The organism is Fusibacter sp. 3D3 (assembly GCF_001748365.1).
Taxonomy (GTDB): domain Bacteria; phylum Bacillota; class Clostridia; order Peptostreptococcales; family Acidaminobacteraceae; genus Fusibacter_A.
The window spans coordinates 89,995-104,786 of the sequence record NZ_BDHH01000016.1; the positions used below are offsets into that span (position 1 = coordinate 89,995).

General features: G+C 41.0%; 12 protein-coding genes. All 12 read left to right on the top strand.

Translation table 11 applies throughout. The annotated features are described in order from the left end of the window. Window positions 1-75: 75 nt before the first annotated feature. The 12 genes from F3D3_RS17055 to F3D3_RS17110 all read left to right on the top strand — a co-directional run bounded on the left by F3D3_RS17055 (window position 76) and on the right by F3D3_RS17110 (window position 14,790). On the top strand, window positions 76-1,722 hold the full coding sequence (locus F3D3_RS17055) for a response regulator (protein WP_069875659.1): 1,647 nt from the start codon (window positions 76-78) through the stop codon (window positions 1,720-1,722). Next, complete coding sequence (locus F3D3_RS17060; protein WP_069875660.1) at window positions 1,703-3,121, top strand: sensor histidine kinase; 1,419 nt, start codon at window positions 1,703-1,705, stop codon at window positions 3,119-3,121. Before F3D3_RS17055 ends, F3D3_RS17060 begins: the two co-directional genes overlap by 20 nt. A 178-nt stretch (window positions 3,122-3,299) precedes the next feature. After that, a complete protein-coding gene (locus F3D3_RS17065) occupies window positions 3,300-4,307 on the top strand; it encodes an ABC transporter substrate-binding protein (RefSeq protein ID WP_069875661.1) in 1,008 nt (335 codons plus the stop codon). Window positions 4,308-4,453: 146 nt separating this feature from the next. Then, complete coding sequence (locus tag F3D3_RS17070; RefSeq protein WP_069875693.1) at window positions 4,454-5,965, top strand: sugar ABC transporter ATP-binding protein; 1,512 nt, start codon at window positions 4,454-4,456, stop codon at window positions 5,963-5,965. Further along, window positions 5,952-7,052: an ABC transporter permease gene (locus F3D3_RS17075; RefSeq protein WP_374700084.1), complete on the top strand. Its 1,101-nt coding sequence runs from the start codon at window positions 5,952-5,954 to the stop codon at window positions 7,050-7,052. The genes F3D3_RS17070 and F3D3_RS17075 overlap by 14 nt, the downstream gene beginning before the upstream one ends. Before the next feature lie 44 nt (window positions 7,053-7,096). Beyond that, window positions 7,097-8,095, top strand: coding sequence for a sugar ABC transporter permease YjfF (locus tag F3D3_RS17080; RefSeq protein ID WP_069875695.1), 999 nt, complete (start codon window positions 7,097-7,099; stop codon window positions 8,093-8,095). A 16-nt stretch (window positions 8,096-8,111) separates the two neighbouring features. Then, a complete protein-coding gene (locus F3D3_RS17085; RefSeq protein ID WP_069875662.1) occupies window positions 8,112-9,719 on the top strand; it encodes a xylulokinase in 1,608 nt (535 codons plus the stop codon). A 20-nt stretch (window positions 9,720-9,739) separates the two neighbouring features. Beyond that, the gene (gene araA, locus F3D3_RS17090) at window positions 9,740-11,212 is read left to right on the top strand and encodes an L-arabinose isomerase (protein ID WP_069875663.1); all 1,473 of its coding nucleotides are present in this window, start codon (window positions 9,740-9,742) and stop codon (window positions 11,210-11,212) included. 31 nt (window positions 11,213-11,243) lie between these two features. Beyond that, entirely contained in the window at window positions 11,244-11,936 is a 693-nt protein-coding gene (gene araD, locus F3D3_RS17095) for an L-ribulose-5-phosphate 4-epimerase (protein WP_069875664.1), read from the top strand. Between the two features lie 321 nt (window positions 11,937-12,257). Continuing rightward, window positions 12,258-13,289, top strand: a complete 1,032-nt coding sequence (locus F3D3_RS17100; protein WP_069875696.1) for an iron ABC transporter permease — start codon at window positions 12,258-12,260, stop codon at window positions 13,287-13,289. Next, a complete protein-coding gene (locus F3D3_RS17105) occupies window positions 13,286-14,062 on the top strand; it encodes an ABC transporter ATP-binding protein (protein ID WP_084389126.1) in 777 nt (258 codons plus the stop codon). The genes F3D3_RS17100 and F3D3_RS17105 overlap by 4 nt, the downstream gene beginning before the upstream one ends. Next, window positions 14,059-14,790 carry a bifunctional 2-polyprenyl-6-hydroxyphenol methylase/3-demethylubiquinol 3-O-methyltransferase UbiG gene (locus tag F3D3_RS17110; RefSeq protein WP_069875666.1) on the top strand — a complete coding sequence of 244 codons (732 nt, stop codon included), beginning with the start codon at window positions 14,059-14,061 and terminating at the stop codon, window positions 14,788-14,790. Before F3D3_RS17105 ends, F3D3_RS17110 begins: the two co-directional genes overlap by 4 nt. Window positions 14,791-14,792: the final 2 nt, after the last annotated feature.

Sequence of the window (14,792 nt, forward strand, 5' to 3'; positions counted from 1 at the left end):
GTAAACTATAATTTTAAATAGGCATGTATAGATTTTTATACTTTACAGTGGCATGACTAAAGGAGTTGTAAGACTATGTATAGTGTTTTTTTAGTTGAAGATGAGTTTGTTATAAGAGAAGGCATTAAACAACTGGTAGATTGGGAAAGGCACGGGTTTGAATTAGTGGGAGAGGCGGCTGATGGGGAATTGGCGTGGCCTATGATTCAGAAAAAAAGGCCGGATATTGTCATTACCGATATTAAAATGCCCTTTATTGATGGTCTTGAGTTAAGTCAAATGATCAGAAGGGAATTACCAGAGACCAGTATCATTATACTGAGTGGTTATGACGATTTTGAATATGCGCGTGAAGCCATTAAAATTGGGGTCAATCGATACTTATTAAAGCCACTTCCAAAGGATCAGTTCATCGATGTGCTCAAGCAGGTTAAAAAACAAAAAGATGAAGAAGAAGCAACAAAACGATACAATAATCAATTTAGCGATGAGGTACAAGAGTATTTATCCTCTTCTCGGCGCGGTTTATTTGAGGCCATCACATCTGGGAAGACCTCGACTTCTCAAATTTTAGAACGCGCTGGTAATTTAGGGATCGATCTAATGGCCGAACAATACAATGTCGTTCTTTTCTTCTTGGAAGAAAATATGGGAAAGGCGCAAAATACCTCTGCTATCGCGGAGCTTCAAGAGCGCATTAATAAGCAATGTACCGCAGATTCTCATCAGCTTCTGTTTAGCGTTGGCCTAGAAGTCTTTATTATACTGATCAAAGCGGATGCAGCACAGATTGATATAGAGTCCCAACGCTGTACTGAAGCACTTCAAAAACAATTTCAGACTTTAGAGGCTAAAATAAGGTGGGTTATTTTGGTTGGACAGCCCGTTTCGAGACTCAGTGGAATCGCGGATTGTTATCGGGAAGCGAGACGTACTTTTTTCAGACGCAAGCATATGGTTGCCAATCAAATTTATCAGATTGAATCACAGCCTGAAGAGGAACTGTCAGTAAAACCACAGATCATTGATTTTAATTTAAATGATCTTGATCCAGGTAAGGTCGATCAGCGCATTATTTTAAAATTTTTAAACAATGGCATTCAAGAAGACGTTTCTGATTTTACAGAAAGTTATTTCGAAGAGATTGGAAAAGCAGGCATGAACTCTACTTCTTTTTGTCAATACATGGTTTTGAGCATTCAATTTACGGTCAATGCTTTTCTTGAGCGAATTGGCTACGAGAAACCAAGTGATTTATTAGGCGGCGATATCAAACTGGAAGAGGCAATCGCATCGAAAACGACTGTCAGTGCCTATATTGTGCAGTTGCTTTCAAGGGCCCTCATGCTGCGTGATAATCTTGTGAAAAATCGGTATTCAGAGATGCTCGATAAAGCTTTAAAATACATGCGAGAAAATTTTCAAGACAGTACAATTGGCCTCAACACCGTGGCGCAAATCGTCAATGTAAGTCCAACCTATTTTAGTTCTGTTTTCAGTCAACAAATGGGCAAAACTTTTGTGGAGAGTCTGACAGAGCTTCGTATGGAAAAGGCAAGAGAATTATTGCGCTGCACCAATGAAAGTGGCAGTGAAATTGCCGCAAAGGTAGGTTACAACGATCCACATTATTTCAGTTTTCTTTTCAAAAAAATTAACGGTTGTTCTCCAAGGCATTACCGGAATGGAAAGAGGGAGAAAAGTGATTCTAAAAAAGAGTAAAAGCAATCTCAATAAAAGTGTCACTATGACCAAGCAAATTCAGAAATTAATTTTTACAGTGATTGTTCCTTTTGTCGCGGTCATCATTATATTGTTTTATCTCATGATGAGTTTTAACCAAAAATACGCCGCATCCTTACAGAATGCCAATACGGTTACAGAACTCAACTACGAGTTTAAAAATAAGATTGATCAAGATACTTATCAATTCATTATTCGTGCGAAACCCCTAGAAGAATTGCCTCTAGAAGAAATTGATCGCGCAAAGCAAATTATTGAGCGTCTGGAAATAACGACAACTTATGGTGAGAATCAATGGCGCGTGGAAGTCATGCTGAATCTCATGGAAAAATTGCGCCAAGCGATTATCGATATCAGCAATACGTCGGGATATGATACACGGATTGAAATGCTCAACGGAAACGTGCATTCCATCACGACCTTAATTCAATCTTATATGAATGATTATACTTATAGCGAAATGAAAGAACTTGCTGCCATACAAAAACAAATTATCAATCGTGTTTCGGTTATGATCTGGGTTACGATTATCATATCAGCGCCCTTTCTCATTTTAATTCTCCTACATTCGTGGCGCTTATCTTCACGGCTTACAAAACCCATTCTTGAGCTCTGTGAAAAGGCTTCCGTGCTTGGAAGTGGCAATTTCGATGTGGAACCGATTGTGAGCTACAGCGCGGAAATTCAAACTTTGGACCATCGATTTAATGAAATGGCAAATCGAATTGATGAACTCTTGGCCTGTGTCAAAGAAGATCAAAATGCGCTTCACAAAGCAGAGCTTGAATTACTGCAATCTCAAATCAATCCTCATTTTTTATACAATACTTTTGATTCCGTGGTTTGGCTTGCGGAGACAAAACAAAATGACAAAGTGATTCAAATGGTCACGAGCCTGTCGTCTTTTTTTAGAAATTCACTGAGTAAAGGACAGGATTTTATTACACTTGAGGTGGAAATCCATCAAGTGACCAGTTATCTTGAAATTCAGCAGATTAGATATTTTGACATACTGGAATATGAAATAGATATTCCCAATCATTTGAAGACCAGCTATATTCCAAAGTTGACACTTCAACCCATTGTAGAAAACGCCATTTATCATGGCATAAAAAACAAACGGCAAAAAGGAAAAATTAAGATTTATGCTCAACAAACAGACGCTGATATTTTAATTTCAATTCATGACAATGGGGCTGGAATGACACCTGAACGGCTTGAAAATCTCAAAGAAGGGTTGCAAAAAAATCAACATTCGGGACTGGGTCTTGAGAATGTGAGCAAGCGACTGGATCTTTATTTTGGTTCGTCATATGGCCTTTGTTTTGAAAGTACCTATGGTGAAGGGATGACCGTTACAGTTCGTATCCCCAAATAAAATGTAACGAAATCGTAAAAAAAAACACTTTTTTCAGAAAAAAACAGGATAATGTAAAATAAAAGTAAAATTCACGTAAATTATTCTATGGCTAAACCCATGAATGAAAGCTAAACTTAAATTAAGAAATACAAAGCTAGGTAATACAAAGTTAGTTATGAATAATGGGAGGAAAAAAATGAAGAAGTTTTTAACGTTCTTACTTTTGGCAGCACTTACACTCAGCTTGGTTGCTTGTGGACAGTCTGCCCCAAATGATTCTAACAGTAACGCAGCTGCCGGAGGAGGTAGTGAAAAAGGTTTGATTGTTGTGGGATTTTCGCAAGTTGGTGCAGAGTCAGACTGGCGGACTGCGAATTCTCAATCTATGAAGGATACCTTCACTGAGGCAAATGGATACAAACTGATCTTTGACGATGCTCAAGGCAAGCAAGACAATCAAATTACTGCAATTCGTAACTTTATACAACAAGAGGTAGACTATATCGTTGTGGCACCTATCGGTGAAACGGGTTGGGATACTGTATTACAAGAAGCAAAAGACGCTGGTATTCCAGTGATCATTGTTGACCGTATGATCAATGTCGCTAAAGATGACTTATTTTATTGCTGGGTAGGTTCTGATTTCAGAAAAGAGGGTGATATTGCCGTTGAATGGATGAATAAAGAACTTGCTGGAAAAGACGCTGTTAAAATCGTTCATTTACAGGGTACGATTGGATCATCTGCTCAAATCGGCAGAACTGAAGGACTTGAAGCAGGTGCGAAAGCCAATTCAAATTGGGAAATCGTCGCACAACAAACGGGTGAGTTTACACAAGCTAAAGGTCAAGAAGTTATGGAAAGTATCTTAAAACAGACGACTGAAATTGATGTTGTTTATTGTGAAAATGACAATATGGCATTTGGTGCAATTGATGCAATTGAAGCAGCTGGTATGAAGGCTGGTGTGGGTGGCGATATCGTTGTCATTTCATTTGATGCGACTAATGCAGGCTTGACCATGACACTTGATCAAAAAATAAACTACAATGTTGAATGTAATCCGCTACATGGACCACGCGTTGCAAAATTGATTGAACAAATCGAAGCGGGCGAAACACCTGAAAAATTAGCATATGTTGAGGAAGAGGCGTTTGATGCCAAAACCATTACAAAGGAAATCGTTGATGCACGTTCTTATTAATGAATCCAATAAGTAAACTGTACAAGCAAATTTGCGTGGTGCGGAGAACCCAGATATGTCTCTGGGTCTGTACCACGCTATTTTTATCTCAATTTTTAACGATTTGGAAGGTGGTGGCGTAAGTGTCAGATGAGATTATATTAAAAATGAGGGGCATAAGGAAGGTGTTTCCAGGTGTTGTCGCTTTAGATCATGTTGATTTCACACTGAGGCGAGGCGAAATACATGCACTTATGGGGGAAAATGGCGCTGGCAAATCTACTTTGATCAAAGTGTTGACGGGCATATACGAACTGGACGGTGGCGAAATTTTCTTGGGAAATCATCCTAAACCAGTGATCATACATTCCCCTCAGGAAGCAAAGGATAAGGGAATCAGTGCCGTCTATCAAGAAATCAGTTTATGTCCAAATTTGACGGTTGCAGAAAATCTTTTTATAGGCAGAGAACCTAAAAAACATGGTTTTATTGACTGGAAAGCCATCCATGAGCGAGCAAGTGCTATTTTAAAATCTTTAGATATTCCTGTCGAATCTACAAAGCCATTAGAGGAATGTTCTATAGCCATTCAACAGATGGTTGCAATCGCCAGAGCGATAGATATGAAATGCCAAGTTTTAATACTAGATGAGCCAACGTCATCTCTCGACGATGGCGAAGTGGAAAAACTCTTTAAGTTGATGACACAACTCAAGCAACAAGGCGTAGGTATTGTCTTCGTCACTCATTTTTTGGAACAAGTGTATGCTATTTGTGACAAAATTACGGTTTTGAGAAATGGTGAACTGGTGGGTGAATACGCAGTGGAGGCATTGCCTCGAATCCAACTTGTCGCCAAAATGATGGGCAAGGATTTTGATGATTTGAAAAAAATTAAAAATGATGCAGATCTTAAAGTGAAGGACCAACACGCTAAGCCATTAATTGAAGCAGAGGGGCTTGGCAGGATCAATCATATAAAACCTTTTGATCTATGCGTTTATAGTGGCGAAGTCGTTGGATTTACAGGCCTTTTGGGGTCGGGAAGAAGCGAGTTGGTCAGAAGTCTTTATGGTGCGGACAAACCAGATTGCGGCAAACTTAAAATGCACGATCAAGTCATCAAATTTAAAACGCCAAAAGATGCCATTAAAAAGGGTCTAGCCTATTTGCCTGAAGATCGCAAAAGAGATGGCATCATCGACGATTTGTCTGTTAGGGAGAATATTATCATTGCCTTACAGGCGAAACGTGGGCTTTTTAAACCTATGGGGCGCAAAGAAATGGAGGATTTTGCAGATCAGTATATTGAATTGCTTCAAATCAAAACAGCCAGTAGAGAAACCCCCATTAAGAATTTATCGGGTGGGAATCAGCAAAAGGTCATTATTGGCCGTTGGCTTTTAACAAATCCGGAATATCTAATTTTGGACGAACCCACACGTGGCATCGATATTGGGACTAAAACCGAGATTCAAAAGCTCGTTTTAAAATTGGCAAAAGAAGGCATGGGCATTGCCTTTATATCTTCTGAAATTGATGAAATGCTCAGGACTTGTTCACGGATGATTGTCATGCGTGATCATGAAAAAGTGGGTGAACTCACTGGAAGTACATTAACCGAAGAACATATCATGAATACAATCGCAGGAGGTGTAAAAGCAGATGAAAAAAGATGATCCACAGAGCCTATCCAGTAGTAAAGAGAATATAGTCGCAAGCATCATGCATCATCACTTGTTTATGCCTATTCTTGGTCTGATGGTGGTATTACTTTCTAATCTCATCACAAAACCAGACTTTTTTGTGATTTCTATGAATCATGGGGTTCTATATGGCAATCTTATCGATGTACTCAATCGTGGCTCGGAACTTGTGATTTTAGCCATTGGAATGACATTGGTCACAGCAGCTTCTGGCGGTCAGGATATCAGCGTGGGCGCTGTTATGGCAGTATCGGCAGCCGTTTGTTGTTCCCTTCTTTCGGGCGGTGCAGCTTCGACAAATGTCTTACAGATGCCGATTATAGTAGCTGCAATTGCAGGCATCGCTGCATCGGGTCTCTGTGGTGCGTTTAATGGTCTATTGGTCTCCAAGTTTAAAATTCAACCCATGGTGGCAACCTTAATTCTTTTTACAGCAGGACGAGGGATTGCTCAACTCTTTACCAAGGGACAAAATGTGTATGTAAGAGTGGATACTTTTAAAATATTTGGCAATTTTATTCCTGGAATTCCGGTGCCAACACCGATTATGATTTCAATTGTGACCGTTATAATCATGGCCATTATCTTGAAGACAACAACATTAGGACTTTATGTTCAAAGTGTTGGTATTAATAGCAATGCTTCCCGGTTGGTCGGGCTCAATGCAACGCGGATCAAATTTGTGACTTATGTTATCTGTGGACTCCTTGCAGGTCTTGCAGGGTTCATATCCGCCAGTCGAATTTATTCTGCGGATGCGAACAACATAGGGCTTTATCTTGAAATGGATGCTATTTTAGCAGTTGCACTTGGTGGTAATTTACTCAGTGGTGGCAAATTCAGCTTTGCAGGTTCCATCATTGGTGCTTTTACGATCCAAGGCTTGACGACGACTTTATATGCGATGAATGTCTCTGCAGATCAACTGCCTGTCTATAAAGCAGTTGTTGTGGTGATCATCGTTGTACTCCAAAGTCCTGTTGTTCAGAAACAGCTTAAGCGTATCCAAATGAAGCGCAAATCTGTAAAAGTACTTGAAAAGGGAGGTGTTTCAGCGTGAAACTTTTAAATAAAAGGCTCAACACAGCCGTTTCAAAACAAAAAATGGTTAGTGACACAACTTTCCTGATCCTCGTCACGGTATCGCTTTTTATTGTCATGTATATTGCAGGGATGATTATTTTTCATGATCAAGGATTTGCAAAACCGCAGATGTTTTTAAATTTATTGATTTCAAATGCGGGCCTTATAGTCATCGCTTGCGGACTGACGCTGGTCATGATCACAGGGGGCATTGATATTTCTGTAGGTTCTGTAACAGCGCTTGTCTGCATGACGTCTGCTTATTCTATGGAAGTATTGGGCACCAGTGCGTACACTTCTATTTTAATTGCGCTTGCCATTGGACTTGCATTCGGTGTCGTTCAAGGCTATCTGGTATCGTATTTAAACATTCAACCCTTTATTGTTACCTTGGCCGGCATGTTCTTTGGACGTGGTATGACGGCAGTAATCAGTAAAGAGATGCTCACGATAAAAAATGCAACTTTTCGTTCATGGGCAGATTTCAAAATATATCTGCCTTTTGGAACGGTGAATAAATCGGGGATTTATCAGCCTGCGTATATTTATCCGACAGTGATTATTGCACTCATAATCGTTGTTTTGATCGTTTTCATGCTGAAAAAAACCAAATTTGGAAGAAGTCTTTACGCTGTAGGAGGCAATCAACAAAGCGCTCTCATGATGGGTCTCAATGTCAAGCGCTCAAAAATGATGGCGTATGTGCTCAGTGGATTACTTGCGGGTATTGGTGGTTTTCTATTTTGCCTCAACACAGGTGCTGGTTTTGTGGAACAAGCAAGAGGTCTTGAAATGGATGCGATTTCATCGTCGGTTATCGGCGGGACGCTTTTATCGGGTGGTGTGGGCAATCCAATAGGAACTCTTTTTGGTGTTTTAATTAAAGGGACTATTGGCAGTTTGATCACAACACAGGGGACGCTTTCAAGTTGGTGGGTAAGAATCGTGCTTTCAGCACTGCTCTGTTTCTTTATCGTTTTACAAAGCGTTATAACATCGCGCAAACGCCAAGCGGAATAATCAAAGGGAGGTCTTAATGGATACTAAACAGGCTATCAAAAAAGCCATTATTGAAGGCGATGTCACATTGGGCATAGAACTGGGATCAACACGTATTAAAGCGGTGTTGATTGATATGAATCACAAGCCCATTGCATCTGGAAGCCATGACTGGGAAAATCAATTTGTAAACGGCGTGTGGACCTACACTTTAGATGCGGTATGGTCGGGGTTACAAGACAGCTATAAGAAGCTTTTAGAGGTGGTAGAGCTCAAGTACGATGTGCCGCTTACACAGTTACGTGCCATCGGCGTATCGGCTATGATGCACGGCTATCTTGTCTTTGATAAATATGAGAATCAACTGGTGCCCTTTCGGACTTGGCGCAATACCACTACGGAACAAGCGGCTCAGCAGTTAACAGCAGCATTTTCGTTTAGCATACCTCAAAGGTGGAGTATCGCACATTTGTATCAAGCTATGCTAAAGGGTGAAGAGCATGTTAAAGATATTGCGCTGATTACTACGCTGGCAGGGTATGTGCACTGGAAACTGACGGGTGAAAAAATCATAGGCGTCGGCGAAGCTTCAGGGATGTTTCCAATTGACAGCGAAGTGAATGCCTATGATTCAAAAATGCTTTTTACATTTGAACAGCTCAAAAAGGCGCATCACGTCAACTGGACTCTACAAGAAATCTTGCCTAAAGTTTGCTTAGCGGGAGAAAGTGGAGGCAAACTTACAGCAGAAGGTGCGCTACGATTAGATCCATCGGGACAATTGCGAAGTGGCGTGCTCCTTTGTCCACCTGAAGGCGATGCTGGGACGGGCATGGTGGCCACAAACAGCGTCGCAGAACGCACCGGTAATGTTTCTGCAGGAACTTCTATTTTCGCCATGGTGGTGCTTGAACATGCGTTGTCAAAAGTTTACACAGAAATTGATATGGTGACAACCCCTTCGGGTAAACCTGTAGCTATGGTACATTGCAACAATTGTACTTCGGATATAGATGCGTGGCTTCAATTATTCGATTCATTTGCAGGCGAAATTGGCGTAAAGATGGATAAAACAGAGCTTTACAATATCCTGTATCGTCAAGCTTTAGAAGGTGATGCGGATTGCGGCGGGTTACTTGCATACAATTATTTCGCTGGAGAGCCGATCACAGGTTTTGAAGAAGGACGCCCTCTGTTTGCACGGTTACCCAACAGTAACTTTACCTTGGCAAATTTCGTACGGACTTTGCTCTTTTCTGCCATGGGAACGCTCAAAATAGGGATGGAGATTTTAACTGAAAAAGAAAATATTCAATTGGATCAACTGCTTGGTCATGGGGGCCTTTTTAAAGTACAGAATGTTGGACAGCGCCTAATGGCAGCGGCACTATCCGTGCCAGTGACTGTTATGGAATCCGCAGGAGAAGGCGGGGCGTGGGGCATAGCACTTCTGGCAGCTTATGCCCGTGAAAAAGCTTCTGATGAAACACTAGAGCACTACCTAAACCATCACGTTTTTAACTTAAATTCAGGCGTTCAAGTGGAACCTAGTCAAGAAGATCAAGCGGGTTTTAAGGTCTTTATGGACAGATATACAAAGGGCCTTATGATTGAACAAGCTGCAGTGGCGCATTTTAGAAAATAATAGAATGAGGTGAATAGATTATGACATTAAATGCTTATAAATTTTGGTTTATCGTTGGCAGTCAGCTCCTTTATGGACCAGAGACATTGGCTCAAGTGGAAAAAAACAGTTGTGCAATAGCAGAGGGCCTGAATCGCAGTGGTAATATGCCTTGGGAAATCGAGTACAAAGGGACTATGAAATCTGCTGATGAAATTGAAAAGATCATTAAAGCAGCAAATTATGACGATACCTGTGCGGGCATTATTACTTTCATGCACACTTTTTCGCCATCTAAGATGTGGATCAACGGACTGGCACTTTTACAAAAACCTTACCTTCATTTCCACACACAATTCAATGAAGCCATTCCAAATGAAGCCATTGATATGGATTATATGAACTTACACCAGAGCGCTCACGGTGACCGTGAACACGGCTTTATAGGGGCGAGAATGAGACTACCGCGAAAAGTAGTCGTGGGCTATTGGCAAAAAGAAATTGTGCAAATGCGCATTGGCAAATGGATGCGTGCAGCAGTCGGGGCCTTTGTGAGTCATAATATGCGCGTTATGCGATTTGGTGATAACATGCGTGAAGTGGCAGTTACTGAGGGCGATAAAGTAGAGGCACAAATCAAGTTGGGATGGCAGGTCAATACATGGCCAGTGGGGCAACTTGTGGCAACCATGGATGCGGTTTCAACACATGAAATTGACCAAAAGATGGCAGAATATCATTCTAAATATCAAGTGGCGACAGAATTCATAGATTCTATTCGGTATCAAGCGCGTGAAGAAATTGCCATTCAAAAGATGATGGATGCAGAAGGGTGTATGGCATTTAGCAATACGTTCCAAGATCTTTATGGGATGAAACAACTTCCAGGGCTTGCGACGCAAAACCTCATGGCCGGAGGCTATGGCTATGCAGGAGAAGGCGATTGGAAGGGGTCTGCACTTACGGCTATTGTGAAAGCCATGGCGTTTGGCATGACGGGTGGCACTTCGTTCATGGAGGATTACACCTATGACTTAGCAGGCGGTTATTCACTCGGTTCGCACATGCTGGAAGTGTGTCCGACACTGGCGATGGGTCAGCCTAGAATAGAGGTGCATCCACTGGGGATTGGAGATCGCGAAGCCCCTGCACGCCTTGTGTTCGAAGGCAAATCGGGAAAAGCAGTCCTTACAACGCTGATTGACATGGGCGGACGCTTTAGATTGGTCGTTCATGATATCAACTGCGTTGAGCCGACACAAACCATGCCTAATCTGCCCGTTGCACGTGTGATGTGGCAAGCTGAACCGAGTCTTGAGCAAGGGGCAGAAGCGTGGATCAGATCGGGTGGTGCACATCATGCGGTACTCAGCTATGATATTGATGCAGAAATCCTCTGTGACTGGGCAAGGCTGATGGGTATCGAATACGTTTATATCAACCAAAATACAGATAATATTTCACTAGAACATGAATTGCTACTGGCAGATTTGGTCTGGAAACTTAAAGGCTAATTTTAAATCAACTCATTTAGGAGCGGTTAAGATGCTTGAAAATTTAAAAAAAGAAGTTTTTGAGGCGAATATGAAGTTGCCGAAGTATGGTCTTGTGACCTTTACGTGGGGTAATGTCAGCGGTATTGACCGATCGACTGGGCTTGTGGTCATAAAGCCCAGTGGTGTTGAGTACAGTGAGATGACTGTAGAGGATATGGTGGTCGTTCGCCTTGAAAGTGGTGAAGTCGTTGAAGGTGAGTTAAAGGCTTCCTCGGATACTGCAACACATTTGGAGCTCTATCGAAACTTTGTGGATGTGGGCGGTATCGTTCATACCCACAGCCGCTGGGCGACGATCTATGCGCAGGCGCAAAGGGCAATCCCGCCACTTGGAACTACTCACGGAGACTACTTTTATGGAGAAATTCCTTGTACGCGAAAAATGACATCTGAAGAGATTTCAGGTGAATACGAGCTTGAAACGGGCCGTGTGATCGTAGAGACGTTTAAGGGAAAAATACCAAAAGCAATCCCTGCAGTTCTTGTTGCAAGCCACGGTCCTTTTACGTGGGGCAAAGACGCTCAAGATGCTGTGCACAACGCTGTTGTACTGGAAGAACTGGCTTTTATGGCGTGGCATAATCAGATGGCTACTCTAGATATAAAGCCGATGCAAAAAGAATTATTAGACCGTCATTATCTTAGGAAACACGGTGCTAATGCCTACTATGGCCAAAAATAACGTCAATAATCCCCCTTGTTGAATATAGAAAAAAGATGCCTCAATGGAAATCACTCTGGTTAAGTGTGATTCTTGAGACATCTTTTTTTATTGAGGGCATAAGTTTTTAAAGTTGACAATATGAATTTATGACTACTTTACAAAATTATGGGACACATTTAGGGTGTTATGTCTCTTGAATATTCATCTTAGAAATCATATAATTAAAATCAATCAAACGATATAAAATCAAATCAAACAAAACTAAACAAAACTAAAGGAAAATTAAGGCATAAAATCATTTGGGGTGATGCTATGTTGAGTTATGAGTTCACAGAAAAAATGAAGCAAAAAAAATCTAAAAATTGGAGCCTTTCATCTATAAAGCTGGTATTCCTTATAGTTATTTTAGGAATTGTCTTGATCTGTTCATTTTGCCTTGGCCGATATCATATCGGCTTTGTTGATTTATCTAAAATTTTATTCAGTAGGATCATACCTATGGATAAAACCTGGACCAATCAAATGGAAGCAGTGGTGTTAAACATAAGATTGCCACGCATTATCCTTTCCTGTTTAGTGGGCTCTTGCCTATCTGTTGCAGGTGTTTCTTACCAAGGGGTATTTCAAAATCCAATGGCATCACCAGATTTGCTTGGAGCCACTTCGGGAGCAGCTTTTGGTGCGGCGTTAGCGATTTTGTTTGGCGCTTCAAGTGTGCTGATATCTGCATCTGCTTTCTTATTTAGTTTAACAACAGTAGGGGTCGTCTTTGCTATTGGACGTAAAGCGCCAGGTAATCCGGTTGTCAATTTGATTCTTGCGGGGATCATGATCAGTTCCTTATTTACAGCAGGGACCTCTTTTATAAAATTAGTGGCAGATCCAACCAATCAATTGCCTTCTATTACTTATTGGTTGATGGGCAGTTTTTCAGGTGCAAAGCAACATGAAATAATATTTGTTGCGGTTCCAATGCTCATGGGGATGGTGCCCTTAATGGGAATGAGATGGCGCCTTAATCTCTTAGCCATGGGGGATGAATCTTGTGAAAGCATGGGTGTAAATCCAGATGAAATGCGGTTAATTGTGATTCTTGCGTCTACTATTATTACGGCGGCAAGTGTTTCGGTTAGTGGCATGATTGGATGGGTTGGATTAGTGATTCCACACTTATGCCGGAAGGTGATCGGTAGTGATTATAAATATTTAACACCAACTTGTATGATTATAGGTGCAATTTTTATGCTTGGTGTTGATAATATCTCTCGAAATTTACTCGAAACGGAAATCCCAATAGGCATTTTAACGGCCTTTATAGGTGCACCATTTTTTATCTACCTTATTTTTAGAAGGGAGGACAGCCAATCATGATTGAGGTCAATCAACTCTCTTTTTCATATGGAAGTCACGCTGTTTTAAAGAATTTAACCTTTTCCATTGGTGAGGGCAAACTCATATCGGTGCTTGGACCGAATGGTGTTGGAAAGAGCACATTATTTCGATGTTTACTAGGGTTAAACAAAGCTTATAGCGGCACTGTTCAAATTGATAAAGCCGATATCAAAATGTTGACCACTCGGAAAATGGCTGAGACGATGGCTTATATTCCACAATCGCATATGGCCACTTTTAACTATTCTGTGGTGGAAATGGTCGTTATGGGGACAGCACATCGGATATCTAAATTTTCAACACCGAGTAGTAGTGATTATCAAAAAGCCTATGATGCCTTAGAGCAGATGAATATGAGCAGTTATGCAGAACGCTATTTTAATAAACTCAGTGGTGGCGAGCAGCAGATGGTCTTAATCGCACGTGCTTTGGCACAGCAAGCCAAAATTTTATTAATGGATGAACCGACTTCAAATCTTGACTTTGGCAATCAATTAAGAGTCATGGAAAAAATTAAGATGTTGGCTGAAAAAGGATATACGATCATTCAGTCAAGTCATAATCCTCAGCACGCAATGATGTTTTCAGATGAAATCATGGCACTTTATGCGGGTGAAATCACAGCAAAAGGCCTACCTGGGGAGGTGGTCACAAAGGGTTTGCTTGAAACACTCTATCAGACCGATGTGGAAATTTTAAAGGTTAAAGGTGAACAATTAATTTTACCATTATGGGGAAGGCGGCGCATATGATGTTTTTATGGAAACCGAAGATGATTGATTATATGAAAGATGCCTATGAGTTTCACTCTGCACACCATAGGCTTGCAGAAAATGTAGAAGCTTATTTACCGAAGTTGGCTCATGTATGTGATGCAGGATGTGGTTTAGGTTATTTTAGTTTGGCGCTTGCAAATCGGTGCGAATACGTTACTGCGGTTGATATTGCACATTCACCACTTGAGATTCTCAGAGAAAATGTAAATCAGTTGGGGTATCAAAATATTGAGATTATAGAAGGTGATATCTTACAAAAGCCACCAGTAAAACCTTATGATGCCATGGTGTTTAGCTTTTTTGGTACTGTAAATGAAACTCTAAAGATCGCAAAGGAACAGTGCAATGGCACTGTGCTCATGCTTAAAAAAAACAGCGCCTTTCATCGGGTTTCATTAACGAAACAAGTCGTTGGGCGTCATACTTACAAGAGCACAAGAGAACAACTTGAGCAGTACGGTATGCCCTTTAGGTATGAATCATTTTCTATTGAAATGGGACAACCCTTTAAGTCCATAGAGACAGCAGTGGATTTTTTTAAGCTTTATTGTCGTGATGGGCATCCAGAGGCAATTGGCATAGCAGATGTGGCTGATAAATTGATTAGATCAACTTCCGATGTATTCCCATACTACCTTCCAATGGCAAGAGAAGTGGGGCTGGTGGTCTTAAACACAGAGGATATACCGGGTGATATAGAATAAAT